The 22,336-nt window shown below is 62.3% G+C and carries 14 protein-coding genes; all 14 read right to left on the reverse strand.

The window, feature by feature from the left end:
- Positions 1 to 10: 10 nt before the first annotated feature.
- The 14 genes from ACFJIU_RS02830 to ACFJIU_RS02895 all read right to left on the reverse strand — a co-directional run bounded on the left by ACFJIU_RS02830 (position 11) and on the right by ACFJIU_RS02895 (position 22,015).
- Positions 11 to 433, reverse strand: a complete 423-nt coding sequence (locus ACFJIU_RS02830; RefSeq protein WP_379067307.1) for a prepilin-type N-terminal cleavage/methylation domain-containing protein — start codon at positions 431 to 433, stop codon at positions 11 to 13.
- Entirely contained in the window at positions 430 to 1,641 is a 1,212-nt protein-coding gene (locus tag ACFJIU_RS02835; protein WP_379067309.1) for a type II secretion system F family protein, read from the reverse strand. Before ACFJIU_RS02835 ends, ACFJIU_RS02830 begins: the two co-directional genes overlap by 4 nt.
- Positions 1,641 to 3,275 carry a GspE/PulE family protein gene (locus ACFJIU_RS02840; RefSeq protein ID WP_379067311.1) on the reverse strand — a complete coding sequence of 545 codons (1,635 nt, stop codon included), beginning with the start codon at positions 3,273 to 3,275 and terminating at the stop codon, positions 1,641 to 1,643. Before ACFJIU_RS02840 ends, ACFJIU_RS02835 begins: the two co-directional genes overlap by 1 nt.
- Complete coding sequence (locus ACFJIU_RS02845) at positions 3,268 to 4,179, reverse strand: hypothetical protein (RefSeq protein ID WP_379067312.1); 912 nt, start codon at positions 4,177 to 4,179, stop codon at positions 3,268 to 3,270. The genes ACFJIU_RS02840 and ACFJIU_RS02845 overlap by 8 nt, the downstream gene beginning before the upstream one ends.
- A complete protein-coding gene (locus ACFJIU_RS02850) occupies positions 4,169 to 4,720 on the reverse strand; it encodes a hypothetical protein (RefSeq protein ID WP_379067314.1) in 552 nt (183 codons plus the stop codon). Before ACFJIU_RS02850 ends, ACFJIU_RS02845 begins: the two co-directional genes overlap by 11 nt.
- Positions 4,717 to 5,319: a type II secretion system protein GspM gene (gene gspM / locus ACFJIU_RS02855; RefSeq protein WP_379067316.1), complete on the reverse strand. Its 603-nt coding sequence runs from the start codon at positions 5,317 to 5,319 to the stop codon at positions 4,717 to 4,719. The genes ACFJIU_RS02850 and gspM overlap by 4 nt, the downstream gene beginning before the upstream one ends.
- Entirely contained in the window at positions 5,319 to 6,362 is a 1,044-nt protein-coding gene (locus ACFJIU_RS02860) for a PilN domain-containing protein (protein ID WP_379067318.1), read from the reverse strand. The genes gspM and ACFJIU_RS02860 overlap by 1 nt, the downstream gene beginning before the upstream one ends.
- Before the next feature lie 355 nt (positions 6,363 to 6,717).
- Positions 6,718 to 7,347 carry a DJ-1/PfpI family protein gene (locus tag ACFJIU_RS02865; RefSeq protein WP_379067320.1) on the reverse strand — a complete coding sequence of 210 codons (630 nt, stop codon included), beginning with the start codon at positions 7,345 to 7,347 and terminating at the stop codon, positions 6,718 to 6,720.
- The gene (locus ACFJIU_RS02870; RefSeq protein WP_379067322.1) at positions 7,344 to 8,477 is read right to left on the reverse strand and encodes an NAD(P)/FAD-dependent oxidoreductase; all 1,134 of its coding nucleotides are present in this window, start codon (positions 8,475 to 8,477) and stop codon (positions 7,344 to 7,346) included. The genes ACFJIU_RS02865 and ACFJIU_RS02870 overlap by 4 nt, the downstream gene beginning before the upstream one ends.
- The gene (locus tag ACFJIU_RS02875) at positions 8,458 to 8,874 is read right to left on the reverse strand and encodes a hypothetical protein (RefSeq protein ID WP_379067324.1); all 417 of its coding nucleotides are present in this window, start codon (positions 8,872 to 8,874) and stop codon (positions 8,458 to 8,460) included. The genes ACFJIU_RS02870 and ACFJIU_RS02875 overlap by 20 nt, the downstream gene beginning before the upstream one ends.
- 2 nt (positions 8,875 to 8,876) lie before the next feature.
- Complete coding sequence (locus tag ACFJIU_RS02880; RefSeq protein WP_379067326.1) at positions 8,877 to 11,522, reverse strand: LodA/GoxA family CTQ-dependent oxidase; 2,646 nt, start codon at positions 11,520 to 11,522, stop codon at positions 8,877 to 8,879.
- Positions 11,523 to 11,558: 36 nt separating this feature from the next.
- The gene (locus tag ACFJIU_RS02885; protein WP_379072936.1) at positions 11,559 to 13,559 is read right to left on the reverse strand and encodes a tyrosinase family protein; all 2,001 of its coding nucleotides are present in this window, start codon (positions 13,557 to 13,559) and stop codon (positions 11,559 to 11,561) included.
- Positions 13,546 to 15,660, reverse strand: coding sequence for a multicopper oxidase family protein (locus tag ACFJIU_RS02890; protein WP_379067328.1), 2,115 nt, complete (start codon positions 15,658 to 15,660; stop codon positions 13,546 to 13,548). Before ACFJIU_RS02890 ends, ACFJIU_RS02885 begins: the two co-directional genes overlap by 14 nt.
- 316 nt (positions 15,661 to 15,976) lie before the next feature.
- Entirely contained in the window at positions 15,977 to 22,015 is a 6,039-nt protein-coding gene (locus tag ACFJIU_RS02895; protein ID WP_379067330.1) for a putative Ig domain-containing protein, read from the reverse strand.
- Between the last annotated feature and the right edge of the window lie 321 nt (positions 22,016 to 22,336).

Genomic DNA, 22,336 nt, shown 5'->3' on the forward strand with positions numbered 1-22,336 from the left:
CCAGTTGACTTCAACCCTCGGATTTCTTGCCCGTCAGTTCTAGATCGATCACCATGCCCGATGAACTTCCGTTCGGAAGGAAGGTCAGCGTCGCGCCTTGCTCCGATGTCGTGGTCTCCAGGCCAGTCGTCAGTGTCATCCTGGTTCCGGCAGGCAGAATACGCCTGTCACCGTCCAGAAAACGGATGATGCGTGTTTGCGGGTTGAAGTCGATCCGCTGCGGCTTGCCGGCGGCGATCGCCAGGGTATGCGCGACCCGCAAGCGAGCGGCCAGTTCCTTCGACAGATGGTGCAGATCCGGCTCGTTTGACCGCCGCGACAGCGCCGGTACGGCAATGACCGCCATCAATGCAATGATCGCCAGCACGACCATGAGCTCGATCAGGCTGAAGCCGTCCTGCCGGCCATGTTCTGCACACATGGCGTTGGTCATTTGAGCGCCAGGTCGTTGATGGAAAGGATCGTCGTCATCACCGAGATGACAAGGCTGCCGACGAGCATGCCGAGAACGATGGTCAGGGTTGGCGTCAGGAGCTTCAGGAGCGTCTCGATACGTTTGGAAACTTCAGCCTGCTGCATTCGGGCAGCGCGCTCCAGCATCAGGGGCAGCGCGTTGGCATCTTCGCCGAGCGCCACCAGGGAAACGACCGCGTCACGGAACATCTTCGACCTGCCCAGGGCCTCGTTGAGGCGGGCGCCGTTGCCGACATCGTTTTCCAAACGGGCAAGGTCCGGCGCCAGCGGGCTGTTGCCAACGGTTCCGGTTGAAAGGCGCAGCGCTTCGGTCATGGCGACGCCATTGGCCAGTAGCAGCGCCAGCGCCTCCAGATAACGCGCGGTGGTGGCTTCCTTGAGCAGAGGGCCGATCCACGGAATACCCACATACCAGCCAAACAGCCTTTTCTTGAGATTGGCCGAGCGGCTTGCGGCGAGAATTGTCAGCAGGACAATGATCGCGATCAGAGGAAAGATGAACGGATAGTCGCTGACGACCGCGCCAAGCCCGGCCAGCAGGCGCATGGTCAGGGGCGGCGGCGTCGAAGCTCCTTCGAAGATCGGTTCAAGCGCCGGCACGAGAACGAAAGCCAGGACAAGCACGGCCCCTGCCATCACCATCAGCAGGAAGATCGGGTAGGCAAGGGCGCTGACAATCGCCGAACGCCGTTTTGCCCTTGCTTCATGGATCTCGGCCAGCCGCTCGCAGACCACAGGCAGCTTGCCGCTGCGTTCGCCGCTCGCCAGCAACGCGATCACGTCGGCCGGCGCATTGTCCAGGCTGGAGAATGCTTCGGCAACCGATCGTCCCGCTGTCGTCAGATCGAGGATGCCTTGCAGGCTCCTGCGCCGCGAAACGTTGGTTTCACTGGCGATGATCGCCGCGATGGCCCGGTCAATGGTGAAACCGGCATTGAGCAGGACCGACAGGTCGGAAAAGAGCTTGCCGAGGTCGACGGGGCGCGAGAAGAGCGACTTGGAAGATGACCGTCCGAGCGTCTGCCTGTCGCCGACTGCCGTCAGTTGGTAGGGCCTCAGACCTCGCCGCGCCAGTTCGCGTGCCGCCTCCTGCGCGGTGCCGGCGTCCAGTGTTCCGGCGTCGTGCTTTCCGTTGGCGAAATAGGCCCGGTAGGCAAATGCCGGCATCAACTGTCTCCACGAAGATCGATGACGCGCCGAATTTCCTCCTCGGTGGTGATGCCGCCTTCCACGAGGGCCTGTGCATGGCTACGCATGGGAACCAGCCCCTGCTCGACCGCCAGGTTCTGGATGTCGAGTTCGCTGCCCTCAGTCTCGATCAGCGCCGCGATCTCCTGTGAGACGCGCAGGATTTCATGGGCAACGGTTCGACCGCGATATCCGGTTCCGTTGCAATGCGGGCAGGATTTGGCGGCTGTCTCATCATGCGTGCATGCCTTGCAGACCCGTCTCAGCAACCGCTGCGCGACGACGCCCCGGATGGTGGCGCCGAGCAGATAGCCGTCGAGCCCCATGTCGCGCAGGCGCGTCAAGGCGCCGGCTGCGCTGTTGGTGTGAAGGGTCGAAAACACCAGATGCCCCGTCAACGCCGCCTGGATGGCAATCTGGGCGGTTTCGCGATCCCGGATTTCACCGACCAGGATGATGTCCGGGTCCTGGCGCAGGATCGATCGCAGCGCAGTGGCGAAATCGAGGTCGATCGCCGGATTGACCTGAAGCTGGGTGATCCCGGCCATGCGATACTCGACGGGATCCTCTACGGTGAAGATCTTGACGTCGGCTCGCGAGCATTCCGCGAGAATGGAATAAAGCGTCGTCGTCTTGCCGCTGCCCGTCGGGCCGGTGACCAGAATGATGCCGTTGGGTGCCTGCGAGAGGCTGCGTATCTGCGCCTGTGCGCGATCGTTGAATCCCAGGCGATCCAGCTTGAGTTCCACACCGCTGCGGTCGAGAATTCGAAGCACGATGGTTTCGCCGTAGATGGACGGAACGATCGAGACACGCAGGTCGATGTCGCGCCCGCGCACGGCAAGCCGCATGCGGCCGTCCTGCGGCAGCCGTCGCTCGGCGATGTTGAGCCGTGCCAGGATCTTCACGCGCGTGGTGATGCCTGCCAGCATCGAGGCGGCCGTCGTGCCGACGACAGACAGGATGCCATCGCGACGGAACCTTATCTGGACATGGTCTTCCAGCGGTTCGATGTGGATGTCTGTCGCGTTGGTGTCGACCGCCTGGTGTATGGTTTCCGCCACGAAGCGCACGATCGGTGCCTCTCGCGCGAAATCCTTCAAGCGCTCCAGGTCGTCCATGCCCACGTCGAGGCTGTATCCGTTGCCGGGATCCTGTTCCACACTCTCTTCGATGCTTGCCTGCAAGCGTTCGATGTGGAGGCCGATCGTGCGGCGCGGCAGGATCCTCAGGACCACCGGTTTGTCGAAATGGAAACCGACAGCGGCGATCGTGGCAGCGGCGAACGGATCCGCCACGGCAAGCAGGACCCGTTGCTGGTCGATCTCGAGCGGGAGGAGCGCATGTTCGTGCAGGTAGCCCGGTGTCATGGCCGAGAATATGTCCTTGCCGACCAGTTCCGGCACTTCGCTCACCTGGGGCACATCAAGAAACTGCGACAGCTGGACGGCCAGTTCCTGCTCCCCCAGGAGACCGAGTTCCGTCATCACGGTGTCGAACGGATGGGCGGAGGTTTTCGACGCGCTGAGCGCGCGTTGGGAGGCGTGAACGGTCAGGATGCCGTTCCGTTCAAGGAAGGCGAGGAATTCCTCGACGCGAGGCAGACTATTCATCGCCCCATTTCCTGATCATGTTCGAGACCGGTGTGCCGAAAAACACGTCGCAGTCCTGCGCGATCGGCTGTCGCGGCGGGATAATGCCGGATTGCCGCTGCAACACCTGGGACAAGCGCCTGAAACCTCCAGGCTGCGAAGGCGTGGCTTCGACGACATAGCCGGCATGGCCAGCGGTTCCCGATCCGTCACGACCGACCGTGACCTCAATGGTATAGACGGAAATCCTCGCACCCTCATAGACGGCGGTGTCGACGAGAGACCTTCCCCCAAAAGCCGCGCGAAGGCGAACCGGCGCACGCTCCGGTGCGGGAATGCCACGAAAGGATTTGATCGTGAAAACACTCAGCAGGTCGCGCAGATCGAGCCGCGCCAAAGCCCGAAAATCCTGCAGCTCGGACACCGACTCGAAGGCGGCGTGCTTGGAAGTTGCTGGACCGACCCCGGCGATGGCCTCTTCGGAAAATACACTTGTAGATGCGCCGCGATAACTCGCGACAGATGTCGCCAGCAACTTAGCTTTGGCCTCATCGAAACCAAGCGAGCGGAACCCGAGCGAGAGCGTTTCGTCGTCGGCCGCATTGAGGTCGATCAGGCCGGCGTGGTCCTGGACGACGATTTCGAAATTGAACGGGCCGATGCGGCATTGCGCCGGCTCGGAATTGATCTTCAGCGCGGGCGGCGGCTTTTCGCCGGTCAACTCAGCGGCCAGGACATTTGAAAGTCCGTCAGCGAGCAGTGACAGCCTCTGATGCTCGGTTTCGTTGCGGGCGATCATCAGGCGTGTTCGTGCGGTGATGGCGAAAGGAGTGATGATGGCTGAGACGATCAGCAGGAATGCCAGTACCACGAGCAGTGCAAATCCCGCACTGCCGCTTTTGCCCGAGCTGGTCCTATCGAGCATTGCTGCCTGTCTCCGGGAAGGGCGCATTCGTGCTCGGCGGATAGAGGGAAAGGCGGATCGACTGCTCGCCGCGCTGCAAGGTGACCTCATCCCTGGTGATGGCGGCTATCGTCCAATCATCGATGGCTTCGCCGTTCCGGAACCAGCTAGCATCCTGCTTTCCTGAGGCAAGAAGCAGCGCTTTCGGAATTGTCTGTGTCACGCTGACGCCCAGCAACTGCGGTGGCGGCGATTGTGACGGAACAGCTTCCGCGGGAGCCGCGAGCGGCTCGGCCAGTGGTGGCTGTTCATCGGTTGCGACGGGGACTGGTTTTCGCCGTGTCGAATTGAACAGCGGCCGCTCGAAGGTTTCAGAAAAGCCATCGAGGCTGGAGAGCGATACAGGCTGCGCCTTGTCGCCCGTCCGTGGCTTGCCCGGATCCGACCGGTCATCTGTCGCGATGGGACTGGTTCCGGCGGGGCGCTCATAGAGACTGAAGTTGACCGCTCCCAATGTCACCAGGACCGTGCCGAACAAAAGGGTGAGCGCGAACTTGTTCATGGCTTGCTCTCGGCGTTGTTCGTCGGCGCGCCTGTCTGCAGCACGCCGTAAAACAGCAGTTGAGCCGATATTTCGTTCGCATTGGCCTGAGGCATATCAGGATTGCCTCCAGTCGCGGTCAACGTCGCCTCGCGGATAAAGAGCACCGGCATGGTGGTTTCAAGATTACGCAGAAGCCCGTGGATGTTTTCCAAGGCGCCCGAGATGTTGGCGCGCAGCCCGACATAGACGACACCCTGTTCGTTGAGGGTGGGAGCATTGCCGGCCGAAAGAACAGTCACGTTCGCGGCACTTGCCGCCTCGCTCAATCTTTTCTGCAGGCCGCTTCTGGCCGCCGCTTCATTTTCCCCCGGCAGGAATTCAGCCTGGGACGCCTTCTCGGCAGTGTCTGTAGTCTTGATCGATTTTTCGAGAGCGACGATTGAAAGCAGACGACCAAGTTCCACACGCTTTTCATACACTTCGCTCCTGGCAGACATGACGGAGCCATAGAGCCCGGCCACGATCGCGCAGGCCACTGCGAGCAAGATCAGCCCAAAGACAATCGCCGCACCACGTCGGACGAGGAGAGGAGCGTTAAGGAGCCGAACGGACAACATCAGACGTCGCCGGTCGTCGCGGAGATGGTGAAGCGTTCGCCGGATTGCCCCGGTACCTTTGTCACCGGCGCCGAGAATTCGGGAGAAGTGAGCAAAGGAGAGCCTTCGAGCGGAGCGATCAGTTCGGACGCCGAGGCTGCATAGCCGGTAATGGTCAGCGTATTGCCTTTCGAGGAAAAGTCGGTCACCCAGGCGCTGTCCGGCAAGACATGGGTCACCTCCGCCAGAAGCTTGACGACGGACACCGAGCCGCTTTTTTCCTTGCGGATCTTTTCGACCTGATCGAGTTGCGTCTGCCGCTGCCGAAGCATGGTCCGCGCAGCCCTGGCCTCGGTCTCGACCGATGCGATCTTTTCGTCGAGCTCCGATGACGCCTGCCAATAGCGCCATTGGACGTGGCCATAGGTGGCAAGCACGACAACAGCGGTGAGGCAGGCCATCGTCAAAGCCGTTTTGCGAAGAACCTCCCCAACTGCGCCAGGCTCTGCAACTTCAGCCATGCTCAAGCGATCTATGGGCACGGCTGCTTCGCGACCGCCAATGCGGATTGTGCGAATGGATATGCCGTGCGTCGCGACCGCTTCGACAACTGGGCCCAGCGTCCCTTTTTTAACCAGGTAATAAGTGCTGTCGCTGCCGGCCGGGGTGGCGAAAAACAGATGCACCTGGGCAATGTCTATCGGTGTCGTGGCCATGACATCCAACTCGGCCATGGCCCGCGCCTGTCTTCGTGGCAGCCGATAGGGGGCAAGCGATCGCTTCAGGCAGATCGCGCCGTCGAGGCGGATGTCGCACGAACGGGCTTTCGCCGATGGTGTTCCGAGTTTTTCGGCGATCTCTCGCGCCGAAGCCTTGAGGTCCAGCGGCAGGGACTGGAACTCTGCCTCGTCTCGTCCGTGAACACGAATGCCGTCTTCAGCAAGGTCGACAGTCCAGTCCGGCGCGCGGTCTGGCATTCGGGGCCTGTTGCGCGATACAAGGTCCCGGATTTCTTCGGACCACCAGTCGAAGAAATCGAGAGCCTGCGTCATCCATGGTTTCATGAGAGGTCGCCCCCCAAGACGACGACCGAATCCTACCTTTTTATGAACTTACAATCAGCAGCGCTGCGAAACACCCTTCACCCGACTTGCGTAGCAGAACCCACAGGTTTCTTTGGAACTAAATATCGATGTGCATGGCCATCTCACATGGCCTCCTTCAGGAAAAACCTGAGAGCGTTGGGAAGAAAATTGCCAGGGCATCCTATCCTGGTCTCCCTGTGGTTTTGGAAGGATCCAACCGGCGACGCATCGCGCACAGGATCAGCGGCAGCCGTCTGCGACCACCACCTTTTGCCGGAGCTTGTTCAACTTGAAACGTGTTTGGCATTGCCAAGGTGAACGGTGACGATCGCCATCACCAATGGACCATGCATGCGGGCGTTCTGGGAATCTTGCCCCCAACCGGAGGCACCGGAAAGTACTGGGTCGTCACCTGGACTTCGGTTGCGGTCTTGTCGTTGAAAAGCCGCGCGATGAGATGCAGCGCCTCGTCGAGGCCCGAAGATATGCCGCCGCCGGTAAGCCGGTTGCCCGACTCGACGAAGCGTGGATGGCCCCTGGCTACCTTGATTGCAGGAAAGCGGCGCAGGCAGTCGACAAACGCCCAATGTGTGGTGGCCTTGTGGCCGTCCAGCAGCCCGGCTCGAGCCAGCAGCAGCGCACCTTCGCAGACGGAGCAGACCCATTTCGCATTGACCGCGATCTGTCGCAGGTAAGCGAGATAGGGTGATGCCGGGTCACTCATGATTGCTCCGAGTGCATCCGGAGCTCCGCCCGGCACCCACAGGATGTCCAGCCTTGGCGTCGCTGCAAAGCTGGCCTGGGCGTCGAAGCGCACGCCGTTCAGCGAGGTGACGGGGTTGCCGTCGATCGACAGGAGAACAGTCTCCAATCCCTTTTTCTTGTCGACCCAGGAGAACATCTCCAGGGGGCCAGCCACATCAAGCAGGTTGACGCCTTCGTAGACCGGTATGCCGAGTTTCATGTGACCCATCCTCTCCGCCCGAAATGCGAATGACCTGCCCTTGCCGTCGCGGTTTCCTTCAAAGGAAGGCGGCGCTGCCAGAAAGGGGTGTCCCATCGTGCTGCTGCCGCATAATGAGCTGCGAGCGCGGGGACGTAATCGTTGAAGCCTTGCGTTGCGATCATCGAATACCGTGCACGGGCAAGGTCTTCGCGCCCCTCCAGCATGTCCGACGCGGCGTAGGCAGCCAGAATACCCGAGCGCAGTGCGTGCACGATTCCGCGCGACGACAGCGGGTCGGCGGCAAACAGACAGTCCCCTGCCGCGACCCAACGCTCGCCTGCGGCCGGATCGACCGACGCAGTTCCGGCAGGCTTGACCAGGCTTACGGTTTCGCGCGCTTCGGCCGGCAGGAGTCGCGCGATGAATTGCGTTTTCGCCAGGGCGCGGTACCAGTGGTCGGCTTTGCGGAGTCCGCCGCCCAGATCGGGATCGGTAAGGCACGCCACCACACGGCGATGGTCCGGCAGATCGGCGCTGTACCACCAGCCTTCGGGACGAGCCTCGACGATCATCCGGCAGTCGCCGGGGGAGCGATCGAAGAAGCGGGCATAGGCGGCAAGATGTCCATGCACGATAACCTTCGCGCCGAAGTGCCGCGCCAGCCCCCAGCTGCGGCCGGCCGCCCAGATCACCGCCTGTGCGGTGATGTCTGCATCGGCCAGTTTGAGCCGCCAGCCGCGATTTTCGCGCGTTGCCGAGCACACCGCCGATCCAAGCCGTACCTCGCTGCCGACCGTTTCTGCTGCCTGCAGCATCAGCCGGTCGAAGCGTGCCCTGTCGAGATGCCAGCCCGCGCCGTGGGCAGAGAAGATACTGTGCTTTTCGCTGAGCTGTTCCTTGGTCCAGGCAGAAACCAGCGTGCGATTTTCAACGAAGCCCGCTTCCGCAAAAAGCGCCCAGGCGCCAAGCTGACGCAACAGGCCTCGCGCCACCGCTGGCAGCACTTCCCCAGGTTTTGGTCGATCGTGCCGCCCTGCCTCGAGCAGTATCACGCGCCGCCCGGGCACGTGACGGCGTAGCATCAGTGCAGCCGCTGCCCCGGCCGGGCCACCGCCGATGACGACGAAATCAGCTTGCTCTGACGGCATAAAAAGACGCCACGACTCCGGCTGGATTGGTGCTGCCGCCGTCGCCCGAATGCGGAATGGTGCGCACTACCGAGCCGACAATGGCAGGCACTTCCAGGCGATCGGTGCTGTTTGGCCAGACAGGCACGAGCCAGCCGATATAGTCGTAGATCCACTCCTCCCCGCCGACCACGCCCTTTCCCTGGAAGCGAACCTGCATGGGTGAGCCGTAACCGAAGCTGCCGCGCAGATCGAGCGACCATCCCGGCCCGCCGATAGTCCCGGCAAGCTCCGTTTCGGATTTCTCCACGATGGCCAGCGTGCCTTCGCCAAACAGGAGGTCGTTGGCTGCCTTGCTAATATCGGGGTCGTTGAGGAAACTGCGATAGGTCCAGTTGCCGACAAAGGGATTGCTCATCCTCACTCTCCGGAGTCTTCGACGCAGATGTATTTTTCCGCGGGCGAAGGCTGGTCTAGCCCGCCAGCGGGATTGCGAACGATGAAGCCGAGCTTGGACCACTCGGTCACCATCTTGAGGTCGCCGGCAAGCGTCTGCGGAATGCCACGCGCCCAGTTGCGGAACTGCAGGCCATCGTTTGTGGGATAGTAGGTCTGCATTGGCCGATGTGCCGGCCACCACAGCGTCTCCCATACCCGTCTTTCACGTTCGAGCAGCGTGTCGCCGACGCTGTCGGGATAGAGCACGTTCCACTCCTCATAGGTGACGTCGATGGTCTGGGTGGAACATTCGTTGAAATCGGCTTGCCAGGGCAGGCCGCTGAGTTTGGTAAGGTCGCCCGGCTGCAGGCCGACATCGAAGCCGCTGCCAAGCGACAGCGGGTCGGATGCATAGGCGATATAGCCTTCCTCACTCACTCCCGCTCCCCAGCGGTTGGCATTCTCTTGCGCCGCGGTCAGCGCGAAGCTGTACCATTCAGGGTCGGCCTTGATCCTATAGGGCTCGCGCCAGATCGCTGGATTGCGGATGATCCACGTCACTTCGCCGCCTGGGCAGAACGCGCCGCCGAGGCCATTCGACAGAACGCCGCGGTCCAGGCCGCGACCGCCGGGCATATTCCAGTCCGCATAGGGCTGCCACGGGTCGATCGCCGGAGCGAAGCCCGCCTCCACCTCGTCGATGAAGATGCCGTCCGCCCATTGCCGCAGCAGGAACAGTTGCGTGTCGGTCAGCCGCAGGAATTTGCTCACCGTCTTGTTGGTGATCGGATTGTCGCCGGCGAGCAAAGGCATCAACGGCAGGTGATAGGTCCGCGTCGCCGGATTGGCTTCCAGCCGGAACAGGTTTTCCTCGCCGGGTTTGCGCAACAGATTGAAGAGATACTGCCGGGCAGGGCGGCCAGGGTCGGTGGTGGCATCCTTGTTTGCCGCGACAAGCGCGCGTTCAAGCAGCTGTCCGGATCGATACTCGAATGCCAATCGGCGCAGCGCGGCGGCGATCGGCTCGTAGGGGTCCGTCGTGCGGTCCGGCGTGGCTGGCTCCTGCCGCGACGAGGGACGGGCGACCGCCAGCAGCCGCTTCCGGGGCGGCGCTGCGGCAGCGGCAATGCGTTCGATGACATCGGTCACTGCCGCGTCACAAGCATCGCGCGCTGTCGCATAGGCGTCGTCCGCCGTAGTGTCGTTCTCGCTGAATGTCCGATGCCAGCGCATGACATAGGCGCGCGGTGTTTCGCCATCCGCCGGGGCACATACGGCAGCAGTGAAAGCAGCTGCGGCCGCCTTGAGCGTCGCACCTGCATCGCCCACCACTGCGTCATTTGCCGCGCCCGGTGCCTGGGTCGCGTCGAGCAGCATCAGGCTCGGTTCAACCGCGCTCTCGAGCAGACGGCCACCAACATGATCGGCCTGCGCGCGCGCTTCCTTCTGCGCCAGCGCGCGCGGCGCGATCCGTGGCGGAATGCACAGGCGATAAGGGTCGAACGTGCCACGGCTGGTCTGGTTGTGCGGGAAATTCGACTGCTGAAGGATGTTGGCGAAATAGGAGAATTCGTCGGCGCGGAAGATGATCGGCCAGATATCGCGCCAGAACCAGGGACGATAGGCAGGGTTCCACTCGATGGGGCCCGCCTTCCAATGCAGCAGGGCGGCCGTGTCGGTCGGGTCGATTTTCTGGGGTGCATCGAAGGTTCCGGCGGTGCCGTACATGTCGGTGCGGTAAGCGAATTCGCGGATGGACATATCCTCGACCACGTCTTCGAGCGTGATCATGTCGAGGATTTCCGGCGCGTAGCGTGGGTAGCCAACCAGCACCCAGGCGGGATATTCGACATCGATGTAGCGCAGTGCCTGGACGCGCTCCTCCATCATCACCAGCCGCGCCATCACCGGCCCGTCGGAGATATCGTCGAACCAGCCATCGCTGTTGGCGTAAGTCTCGATGCGGGGATGGCCGAACCCACTCAGGAACGAACCGCTGTTGCCGTGGCCGCCAAGCACCAGCAGCCGGCCGTCGTCATCCGTCATCATGTCGCCAAGCGTGTCGATTTCGTTGGGCGCCATTCCCGCGGGAGGGAAGGTGACGGCATAGGCCGGATTGGTGTCACGGCCAAAGCTTGCCTTGCGGCGCGAGGTGCAGTCGATGGCTTGCGGGCCGGCGTCGATGATCAGTTTCTGCCGCTCGACCGGATCGGTGATGGCGGCATTGCGCAGCGGTGTGCCATCAGGGTAACCGGCCTCGCCACGCAGGCCGTCAAAGGTGAACCATGCCGCCTTCTTGTTGGCCAGTTGGACGCGCCATTGGATATCGACCAGCTTGCCGCGATTGCCGCCGCCCTCGACATGGTCGCCAATCCTGAGCGCAATGCCGTCAGGGTTGGCCTCGTCATAGGCAAAGATCTGGAAACGCGCGGCCTGGCGCTTGATACGGCCCTTGCTGTCCTTGAAATGTTTGATCGGTGCGTCGCCCTTGGCGGCGTTGCCGTTGGCGTCGCATTCGATCGGCATCTGCGCCGGCTTTTCCGGGGTGATGCAGAAGGCTTCCGGGCTATCGCCAAGCCGGGCGATGCCGACCGCCGGATGAATGCGATAGGTTTTTGGCTCGGCCATTGATGTCCCCCTGCGCCTGTGCCGGCCGCATCGTGTTCAGTCGAGAAAGTTGAGTGAGACGCCATCAAGCCTCAAAAGCTCGCGGTCCTCTTCATAGGAAGCGCCGATCACGACCAGGCTCACTGTCAGGCTTTTGGCGCCGGTGGCGATCAGGCGCCGCGCAGCCCGGCTCACGTCGATGCGATGGTTGCGGGGTGTGTTCATGCTGCGCTCGCGCAGGTCGAACTTGCGGTTCTCGGCCGGCGGAATTTCGCAATGGCCAGGCCCGCCGTAACATTCGCCATGTCCGAACACGGCGGCGTAGCCGCCATAGCCTGGCACGTCGAGCGGTGTCGTGGCGTCGGCATCCGGGGTGTTCAGGAACACGCGGATGAAGCAGGAACGTGGCAGCTGCGGCACCCGGTGCAACCGGACTTCGGCCGAACGGAAACTCTTGCTCGCGTCAGGCACTGTGATCGGTGCGGAGACGAAGCGCCCGACCGGACTGGTCAATCCGACAGACATGAGGCATCCGCCACGCACATACTCATAACCGAAGCGGCTCATGTCGAGCGTGTCGCGCACCGCATAGCTCCACGGCGTCAGCGCTGAATCGAGATCGGCCGGCAACCCATCCGGATGATCCTGCTGCCAACGCCACCACAGCCGGTCTATGCTGGCGTGCACGGGCCAGAAGATCGGATCATACGACGCCGTCAGGTTCGAGAACATGTCGCCGAACTGCGGCTCGGAATAGAGATCGTCTCTCTGGTGGAATTTGCGGCCGGCGACGCGCACCGCGCTGTTGCGGTCGGCAGGCGCGTCCGTCTTGAATGCCGGGTTCATGCCGCCGGTCCAGATGTGCATCGTGTTGTGCGGGTTCTGGTCGAGGAAACCGAAGCTGTCGACGTAGAGGCTACCGCCACCGAAGTCGCGGAAGGTGCGCAGCGAAAGGATCTCATCGATATCCTCCTGCGCCGGGTAGTGATAGTGGATGACGGTGTTGATCGTGCCCTTGCCGAACTGGCCGGAATAGCGCAGCGGATACCAGAGCGAATTGGCGTCGAGCAGCGCGTCGATCAGGCGTTTGCGGTTTTCGCCTGTTACGTACTCCTTGCCGCACGCCAAGCTGACGGCATCGTAGATTTGTGTCGGGTTGGCCCAGAACTGGCCGACCAGTGTATCGATGCTGGCCGGGAAACCGTGGTCGCGCAGGAAGCGCGCGGATGTCTCTATCAGGAAGCCCTTGAAGGCGTCGGGAAGGATCGCGCCGTTGGCCGGGTCCTGCGGCTTGTAGCGCTGCGCCGGGAAATCCCACCACGGCATCGTCACGTCCGGGCAGAAGTCCTGCAGCGCCTGTTCGAATTCATAGAGATAGACGCGATGCCATGGCAGGAATCGCTCCCAACCATGCTGGCAGTGGTTTTGATGGATGAGAGCCAGATTGTTGTAGGAGCGCTTGTCGCCGACCCATTTGTTCAGCTTGTAGAGTTCGCGGAAGGCATGGCGCAGCCGCTCCTTCTGCGGTTCGCTCAGGACGTCGACATCCATGCGCTGCCGCAATTCGCCCTTGGCGTAGCGCCATGCGGCCGGATCCGACGCGGGGCCGAAAACCGGACCGGGGAGGCCCTTCACCTCGACGCGGGCTTCGGCCGCGACACTGACCTCACCGGCAAGCGCAACGGTTTCGATAAGATCGCCGGGACAGCCTTCCTCGATCCAGTTCTCGATGCGGTCGATATCCTCGTCAGGGACTGGTGAACCGCCCCAGGGCAGGCGAGGGAATTGCTTGCCATCGAAAGGCGGCAGGCCGCGCAAGCCGCGGATCAGCGCCGAGCGCGCGCCGCGGCCGCTCGCATCGCTCGTGCCGCAGCACGTGGTTGTGAGCGGCGCGATGAGCGGCATGCCATGCAGTTGCAGTCCCAGGAACTCCGGCAGGGCCAGCCCCGTCAGGCTGCCGGGGCCATCGGCGCCGCCAGCTGCGAGAAGGATTGCCTCGACATCACTCCAGGTGAATGGTGTTGTCGGTTCAGATTGGGGCGCGCTACTTGTGGCCATCGTGACCACCTATCTGGCCGTCCATCTGCATCGACATGGCGCTGCCCTGCGGACCAGCCACCTGATCGGGCAGCACAACCGCGACGTTCTGCATCATGCCCTGGTCCTCGTGGTCGAGGATATGGCAGTGCAGTACATATTCGCCGATATAGCGTTCGTAGCGCGTGCGCAGTGTGATCGTATAGATGCCGGAGAAACCGGCCGGCAGCGATTGCGGGATCAGGCTCTTGATCCACAGCGTATCCTTCCAGACCCCCTTCAGCCCGGGATACTGCGGATCGTAGGGCTCGCCGCCGGCATCGTCGATCGCACCCGCCGCGCTGACGTCCTTGCCGTTGGGATCGATGATCGAGACGATCTGGAACGGATTGACGTGAATGTGGAACGGATGGCTGACGAAATGAGACTGCAGCACCCATTCCTGCGCCTTGCCAAGCGGCAACTGGCGGTCGATGCGGGTTGGGTCATAAGGCCTTACATCGGCTGTCTTGAGCGTGTTGCCGACTTCGAACTTGACGTCCGGTCCGGTCGTATCGATGAAGAAAGTCAGCTCCTGCGTGCCATTGCCCTTGACCTCCTCGTCGGTGACATCGGGGTGCGGCGTGAAGCGCGTCAGCCTTGTTCCCGACTTGAGGTCGGTGACCACGGCCGCCTTGACGTCGGCCGGCATGTTGGCCTCTGCAAGTGCGACCAGCTTGCTGTTGAGGTAGCTTTCGACATTGTCGACCGGCGTCCCTGCCGCGACATCCACGATCGACAGCAGCTGGGGTTCGACATTGAGCCCGTTGACGACCCCCGACTTCGGCGCCGACGCGTCGATCACGCAGTAGCGCCCGGCTTCCGGAAATACGACGAGCGCATCGAAGCGGTAGCCTGGCTGGAAGGTTGCGACCCGGGTCATCTGCCCCGCTGCCATTGTCAGGCCGTCCGCGGCGACCAGCATGTAGGGCACAGGCTTCGTGTCGCATGTATCCTTGATGAAGGCCGCGGCGGCGCCAGCCCTCAGCAGTGTCCTGGTGCCGGGCTTCAGCTTGTCATCGCGGACCTTGAAGAACTGGAGGCTGATGGTATCGCGCACACCCGCGTGGATCATGCGCCAGCGTTCGATCTGCCCCTGTTTCGCGGTCAGCGGATTGTTGGGATCGAACACCCTGCCGTTGAGCGAAGTGTAGCGCCCCGAGGCCGGCCAGGTGCCGGGTCCGAACTGATCATAGCCTTCGATGCCGCCGACATCGCCGGCATCGCAGATGTAGCGGCCGTTGATGTCCTGTTTGATCGGGCCGAGTTCGCCGGGCTTTGCCGCGGGACCACGGCAAGCATACTGGATCTGCTGCATCACCAGCAAACGTTCGGGAACGGCCGAGGTCGGGATCAGCGTATCGAGGTCGCCATGCGCGGAAGGCGTCGGCGGACGGTTACCACGAATGATCAGTGCGCCGGCCATGCCGCTCGACACCTGCAAGGCGGTCGAACCGTGGCGGTGCGTATGGTACCAGAAAGTGCCGGAAGGGTGGTCAGAAGGGATGTTGTATTCGTAGGTGAATTTGGTCTGCGGATTGATCGACAAAAGCACGTTGTCGCTGTTGCCGGATGGGCTGACCCAGAGACCGTGTGTGTGCAGGTTGGTACCGTTGAAGCAGTGTGGGGTGTCGGGCATTTGCCCTCCATGCAGGCATCCGGGGTCGCCGGGCTGGGGACCTGCCGGCAACTGGTTGTCGAGCGTGATGCGCACAGTGTCGCCGGGTATCGCCTCGATCGTGGGTGAGACGTAAGGCGCTTTGGGATCGACACCCTTGCCGGTGTAGCCGCGCAGATGCACGGGGTCGTATCCGCCCGTTGAAGGATTGTAGATCTGGTTGTCGATATACTGGATCTTGAGATCGAGCAGGCGATCCCCGCGCACCGGCGCCGTGTTGCCGGGAAGTGGTGCAGCCGGTGCAAGCTCCTTCAACATCGGCTTGGCGACCGGTTCTCGCACGTCCTGCAGTACCGGGGGATTGATGATCTCTGCGGTCGCCGGCAGGGCCGTGAGAGGCCCCATGCCGCTGATCAAAACACCCGCGAAAAACCACGCACGCGCCATCGATCCACCATGCAGCATGGAGGTCCCCTCATGTCTGATATATTATTATCTGCTAACATACTGCGCTGGAACTTTTGGTATGTCCAGCTTCATGCGTTGTAGAAATTGAAATTTTACTTGGTCGAAGACTTGGTTCCGATTTTGAAGAGCGCGCTTATACGGCTCATAATCAGTTGGGTTTGAATTTCGTTCTATTTGTAACAAGTTTAGGTGGATACTTATCCGCCAAGGCGGCAGATCCCGCACTGGTCCAGCTCTTCACGATACCGGCTCTCATCGTCGCGGCCCGCCAGCGAGAAGAGAAACGGCGAGGCCAGGACCCTGGCCCCGCTGGTCAGAACTTCTTGCCCAGGTTGATCAGGAAGCCGTTGTCGGTGCCGCCATCGCTGCCGAACAGGCCGCGATATTCGAGCCGGACTGCAAAATCCTGTGTCGTCTGGATGTTCATTCCCAGACCGAGCATGAAACGGTCCTTTGCCGATCCATCGATGGACGTGTGATAGAATGGTCCGCCGAACATGTCCGCGTAGTTCATCGTGATTGCGCTGTCGCCTTGGAAATCATGCTGATACTCCAGCCTGAGCTGCGGCGTGATCACGCCAAAGCTGACAGGGAGCTTGTAGGCCAGCCTGAGGCCAAGGTTTCCGGTAACGGTGTCGATGTCCTGCTCGCCATAGTGCAGCGCCAGTGACGGGTCGCCTTTTTCGGTGAAGGCATCCAGTGTGGCGCGTGCCACGTCCAGGCGTGCATAAGGCGAAATCAGCCAGCTTTCGACCTGATATTTGGCGCCTGCCGATACCGAGGCGAACCATTGGCCGCCATCACGCTCGCCGGTGACGAAGCCACCGCCCGATGTCAGATAGCGCTTCGAGTCGAATGACAGCCATTGATAGCCAAGCAGCCCATCGATGAAGAAGTTCTGGCCCGGGTGATAGCTGGCATAGAGACCTGCCGTATAGGCTTTGCCGGTGCTCCGGCTGCCGTTGTCGCCGATATCGCTGACATCGCGGCCATAACCCACGCCCAGCCCAAGTGCGAAGGCGCGGTTGAAACGGTAATCGATGCCGCCGCTGAGCCCTGTCGTCTCGAATTTGTAGCCGTCATTGCCTTCGCGGTCGCCGACATTGATGGAACCGCCTGTCCAGATCGTCACCTTGCTGTGGCCGAAGCTGCCGGTACCGAAGCCGCCGGGCGTGCTCGCCGTGGTGTTGTCGTCCAGATATGATTTGAATGGCGAGTCCTTATCAGCCTTGGCCTGGTGGCTGCCGCAGGATTCGCCATGCGGAACCAGATCGTCCTTGCCGCAGGTGCTGTCGAAGGACAGCACGATGCCCTGGACAAAGGCCAGGGTGTCGGTGGGTTCCTGGCCGTCGTCACTGTCATGCAGACCCTCCAGCCGCTGCTGGAAATTGCCGATCTGGGAATTCGCGAAACGGCGCGTTGCAGCTGTCTGGGCATTGAGGATGCCCATGACTTCGCTGTCTCGCGTCGGATCGGGGCGGGCCTGGACATTGATCGTGATGGCCGTCACCGTCGACGTTGCATAGGCGTTGCTCAGCGTGAACGTCACTGTCGCGGTACCTTCGAATGTCGCCGCCGGCGTGAAGGTCATCTGGTAGCCATTGAGCGATGTCGCGCCTGATGACGATGGAGGCACCGAAACCAGATTTGCGCTGGTGAAGGGGCCGCCGCTGGCGTCCTTGGTCAGATCGACGACCACGGCTTTGCCCGACACCGTGGTGACATTCTGCGCGACAGCAACCGGATGCGGTCTGACATTGATGGTGACCAGGGCCGGTGCCGTGGTTCCGCCCGGACCGGTCGCCGTATACTGCAGGCTGTCCGAGCCAACGAAGGATGCTGCAGGCGTATAGACGATGTCGGTGCCGCTCACTGTGGCGGTGCCGTGCGCCGGCGCGCTGGCGATCACGATCGAGGTGATCGTCCCGGTATCGTTGGCGAGGACGTTGATGGTAACGGGCTGGCCATCAAGCGTCTCGGCTGTATCGGGGTTTGCGATCGGAGGGTTGTTGGCGATCACCAGCGTATAGGCTGCCGAACCGGTGAAGCCGAGGTTGTCCGTTGCAGTCACCGTGAAGCTGGACGAACCGACAACCGTCGGGGTGCCCGAGAAAGCGCCGGTCGATGAGAGCGACAGTCCGGGTGGCAGAGCGCCGGCTGTCACCGCGAAGTTGTAGGGGCTGGTGCCACCGCTTGCCGCCAGTGCCTGGGTGTAAGGGATGCCATACTGGCCGGCCGGGAGAGTGGCTGGGGCCAGTGTGATGGTCGGCGCGGCGATCGTCAGCGTGTAGGCCATGCTTGCGCTGCCGGGAGTCCCTGTCGTGCTGTCAGTCGCAGTCACGGTGAAGTTGAAGTTTCCGCTGACGGTTGGCGTGCCTGAGAGCGCGCCTGCTGCGGAGAGCATCAGGCCGGCGGGCAGCGCGCCCGCGGTCACCGCAAAGCTGTAGGGCGCGTTGCCACCGCTTGCCGACAGCGCCTGGCTGTAGGCGGTTCCAGCCGTCCCGGACGGGATAGTGGTCGGAGAAACGGTCAGGGTGGGGACATCGACAGTCAAGGTATAGGGACGCGAGCCTGTCTGGCTGTTGGCATCGCTTGCCGTGACCGTGAATGAGAAATTGCCGGATGCAGTCGGCGTGCCGGACAATGCACCGGTGGGAGCAAGCGACAGGCCCGCCGGCAGCGCACCTGCGGTCACCGAGAAACTGTAGGGAGCCACCGCGCCTGTCGCCGTAATGGTGTCCGAATAGGCCAAACCCGCTGTCGCGTTCGGCAGCGTTGTCGGATCGACAACGACGGTCGGGGCCGCGACCTGCAGGGTGTAGTTGTTGGAGGTCGAGAAGGGCGCCCCGGTCCCGGTGCTGCCATCCGTGGCTGTGACCGTGATATTATAGGAGCCGGGTGCGGTGGCGGTTCCCGAAAGAAGTCCGCTTGTGTCGAGGGTCAGGCCTGCGGGAGGTGTGCCAGCCGAAACGGTGTAGCTGTATGGCGTCGTACCGCCGGATGCCGAGAACTGCTGACTGAACGGCGCGCCATACGGCACGGCAAGATTGCCCGACGGTGGCGTCAGCGCAAGCGTCGGGGCTCCAACGATGAGCGTGAACGGCTGGGATATCGAAACCGGGCCGGTGCCGGTGCTGCTGTCGGTGCCGGTGACGTTCAGGTTGAAGCTGCCCGCCGCTGTCGGTGTCCCTGAGATGGTTACGCTGTTGGATGTTGTTGCGGTGGCGGAAAGTCCGGCTGGCAGGCCATTCACCGCCAGTGTGTAGGGGGCCGTGCCGCCGGACGCCGTGAAGGTCTGTGTGTAGGCAGCTCCGACCGCAGCCGTCAGCGGATTGGACGCACTGACGACGATCGTCGGATCGCCCACGGTGACACTGACCGTCGCCGGAGCGGACGTTCCACCGCTGTTTGTCGCCGTGTAGGTGAACGTGTCGGGGCCACGGTATCCGGGATTGGGAGTGTAGCTGATCGAGATGCCAGTGGCAGTGGCGGTGCCGTGGTCGGCTGCAGTGGCAATGGCGACGGACAACGCAGTCCCGCCGGTTATGTTCAGCGTGACCGAATTTGCATTGCTGTCATAGCCAACACTGGCCGAAACCGGATTGGCGACCGGTGGAATGTCGATGATCTGGACCGTGTAGGCCGTACTGCCTGTGGCAGCGGTGCCTGCGGTGCTGTCCGTGGCCGTCACGGTAAAGTTGAAAGTGCCGGGAGCGGTCGGGGTGCCGGTGAGTGCGCCCGTCGGAGACAATGTCAGGCCGGTGGGCTGCGTGCCTGAGGTGATCGCAAAGGTGTAGGGCGCATTGCCGCCGCTCGCCGACAGCGTCTGGTTGTAGCCGCTCGCGACCCCGCCGTCCGGAAGGCTGGGGGGCAATACCGTCAGGTTGGGCAGGCCAACTGTCAGATTGTAGGGCCGCGACCCGGTCTGGCCGTGAGCGTCGGTCGCTGTCACCGTGAACGCGAAAGCGCCGGATTGTGTCGGTGTACCTGTAAGCTGGCCGTCCGAGGCCAGCGACAGGCCGGTCGGGAGCGCGGCCGGAGTGGAGAACGTATAGGGACCAACGCCACCGGATGCGGTGAAGGTGGCCGAGTAGCTCGACGCTGCCGTGGCGTTTGTTAGCGTCGTCGGTGAAACCACGATGGTGGGCGCAGCCACCTGCATCACGTAGTTCTGGGTCCGTGCAAACGGCGCGCCGGTCCCCATGCTGCTATCCGTGGCTCGCACCGAAAAGGTGAACAGTCCTGTGACTGTCGGTGTCCCGGCGAGTTCGCCGGATGCAGAGTTCAGTGCCAGACCTGCCGGCAGCGCCCCGGCGCTGACAGTGTAGGTGTAAGGTGCTGTGCCGCCGGACGCCGTATATTGCTGGCTGTACGCCGCGGCGTAGGTCGCCGCGAGTGTTCCCGCTGCCGGCGTCAAGCCAAGCGTTGGCGCGCTGACGGATAAGTTGAAGGTCTGGGAAATCGCAACAGGGCCGGTCCCGGTGCTGCTGTCGGCACCCGTGACCGCGAGATTGAAACTGCCGGCCGCGGTCGGTGTTCCGGATATGGTGACGCTGCTGGAGGTCGTTCCAGTGGTGGACAGTCCGGCCGGAAAGCCGCTTACCGCCAGGGTATATGGCGCCGCACCGCCGGAGGCGGTGAAGGTTTGGGTATAGGCAACGCCGATCTGCGTCGTGAGAGGGCCGGAAGCAACGACGGTGATCGTTGGGTTGCTGACGGTAACGGTCACGGTGGCCGCAGCAGAAGTGCCTGCGGAATTGGTCGCCGTATAGGTGAACGAATCCGACCCGCGGAAGCCCGGATTCGGTTGATAGGTGATCGATGTTCCGCTCGCGATGGCCGTACCGTTGGCGGGCGCGGTCCCGATGGCGACGGAAGCCGGAACGCCGCCCGTGATGTTGAGTGTGATCGGGTTGACGCCGCTGTTGTAGGCAACGGTGGCGGAAACCGAGTTGGCGACCGGCGGAATGTTGACGATCGTCAGAGCGTAGCTGCGCGGCGCACTGGAATATGGGCCGCTGCCAGTGCTGCTGTCGGTCGCGGTGACCGAGAAATTGAAATTGCCGGCAGCGCTCGGTGTGCCGGACAAAGTGCCGGTTGACGGTGATAGGGCAAGACCGGGCGGGAGGGCGCCGCCGGTGACTGCATAGGTATAGGGCGAGGTTCCGCCGCTCGCTGGATTGAGCGTAGCCGAATAGGTCGCGCCCATCGTGCCGTTGGCCAACGCCGTGGCGGGAAGCGTGATCGTCGGCGCAGCGACCGACAGGGTATAGGCCTGGGTTCCACTGAATGGCCCCGGCGCGCCACTGGCGTCCGTGGCCCTGACGGTGAAGTTGAAAGTCCCGCCCGCGGTAGGTGTACCGGACAGCCCGCCTCCGGGAGACAATGTCAGCCCGGCCGGTAGCGCTCCGGCGCTGACGGCGAATGTGTAAGGGGAAGTGCCGCCGCTGGCGGTGATGGTGGTGCTATAAGCTGACCCGACAGCCGCGCCACCGGGCAGTGTCGTCGGGGATACGACGATGGTCGGTGCGGCATTGATGACGACCGTTACGGTGTGAAGTTTCAGCCAGACGCCGCCGGTCGAGATCGTGGTGCTGTCCTGCGATTTTATCGTGAAGGTGAAGCTGCCGAGGGTCGTCGGTGTGCCGGAGAGCAGGCCGGTGGCGGATATATTCAATCCAGGCGGCAGGGTGCCCGATTCATAAGCATAGGTATAGGGTGCGGTGCCTCCACTTGTTGTGAACTGCTGGCTGTACGGGATGCCTTGAGCGCCCGCGGCCGGGCTCGACGGCGAGACGACCAATGTCGGTCCAGGAATGGTGACGCTATAGGATTTGTTGACCGTAAGCGGTGTCCCTGGCGTCGAATCCGTCACGCCAACCGTGAATGTGTAAGGGCCTGATCCCGTCGACGTGCCGGAAACAACACCGCCGGAAGAGACAGTGATGCCCGGCGGTGGCGTGCCGGACGACGAATAGGTGTAAGGCGCAACGCCGCCGGACGTCGACAGCGTCTGCGTGTAAGGAACCCCCACCGCGGGCGTGGGCAGGTTTGCCGGGGTGACGATAAGGGAAGAGGCGGCTCCGACGGTGACGGTGAAAGTCGTCGGGGTGCCGTCGTCCTGGGTCATGACGAAGGTGTCGGACAGCGCGCCGTCGCCATTGTTGGTGTAGTTGACCCAGTTGTTGTTGACGCCGTTCTGGGTGACCAGGCCGTGCGTCGTCGCAAGTGGGCCGGGCCTTACTTCGCGAAAGCCGAAGTCACCACATGTGATGACGAAGGTGGCACCTGACGCGACCGCAAAGCTTTGCGAGGAGCCGCAGACTGCCCATGCGGGAGCGGCCCAACTCAAGGCAACAAACAGGATTGCCAGAAAATTCAGTCGGTAAAATAACTCGCGGCACGTTCTGAAAGACAAGAGCGCGCGAAACTTGAAACCCCAGTGCAATGCACGCCCCCATGCTTACCGATCGCCACGAGTTGTTTAATCGGCATAATATCTTAGCATAATAAGCTCAGATATTACACAAGAATAGCTGAATCACCCCAGAAATGGTCTATGGCAAAAGTAAACCATACAGTCTTGGTCATGTCTACATGAGATGGAAAAACGGCCTTGCAGAATCCCTATTCTGTGCGCAAAGATAATGATCTGGGGCAATAAAAACTGGGG

It is taken from the genome of Mesorhizobium sp. UC74_2 (assembly GCF_042701485.1).
Lineage (GTDB): Bacteria > Pseudomonadota > Alphaproteobacteria > Rhizobiales > Rhizobiaceae > Mesorhizobium.

Excerpts from the sequence above, each read along its gene's own strand:
- ACFJIU_RS02830 (WP_379067307.1), bottom strand. The coding sequence starts at position 433 with ATGACCAACGCCATGTGTGCAGAACATGGCCGGCAGGACGGCTTCAGC.
- ACFJIU_RS02835 (WP_379067309.1), bottom strand. The coding sequence starts at position 1,641 with ATGCCGGCATTTGCCTACCGGGCCTATTTCGCCAACGGAAAGCACGAC.
- ACFJIU_RS02840 (WP_379067311.1), bottom strand. The coding sequence starts at position 3,275 with ATGAATAGTCTGCCTCGCGTCGAGGAATTCCTCGCCTTCCTTGAACGG.
- ACFJIU_RS02845 (WP_379067312.1), bottom strand. The coding sequence starts at position 4,179 with ATGCTCGATAGGACCAGCTCGGGCAAAAGCGGCAGTGCGGGATTTGCA.
- ACFJIU_RS02850 (WP_379067314.1), bottom strand. The coding sequence starts at position 4,720 with ATGAACAAGTTCGCGCTCACCCTTTTGTTCGGCACGGTCCTGGTGACA.
- gspM (WP_379067316.1), bottom strand. The coding sequence starts at position 5,319 with ATGTTGTCCGTTCGGCTCCTTAACGCTCCTCTCCTCGTCCGACGTGGT.
- ACFJIU_RS02860 (WP_379067318.1), bottom strand. The coding sequence starts at position 6,362 with ATGAAACCATGGATGACGCAGGCTCTCGATTTCTTCGACTGGTGGTCC.
- ACFJIU_RS02865 (WP_379067320.1), bottom strand. The coding sequence starts at position 7,347 with ATGAAACTCGGCATACCGGTCTACGAAGGCGTCAACCTGCTTGATGTG.
- ACFJIU_RS02870 (WP_379067322.1), bottom strand. The coding sequence starts at position 8,477 with ATGCCGTCAGAGCAAGCTGATTTCGTCGTCATCGGCGGTGGCCCGGCC.
- ACFJIU_RS02875 (WP_379067324.1), bottom strand. The coding sequence starts at position 8,874 with ATGAGCAATCCCTTTGTCGGCAACTGGACCTATCGCAGTTTCCTCAAC.
- ACFJIU_RS02880 (WP_379067326.1), bottom strand. The coding sequence starts at position 11,522 with ATGGCCGAGCCAAAAACCTATCGCATTCATCCGGCGGTCGGCATCGCC.
- ACFJIU_RS02885 (WP_379072936.1), bottom strand. The coding sequence starts at position 13,559 with ATGGCCACAAGTAGCGCGCCCCAATCTGAACCGACAACACCATTCACC.
- ACFJIU_RS02890 (WP_379067328.1), bottom strand. The coding sequence starts at position 15,660 with ATGCTGCATGGTGGATCGATGGCGCGTGCGTGGTTTTTCGCGGGTGTT.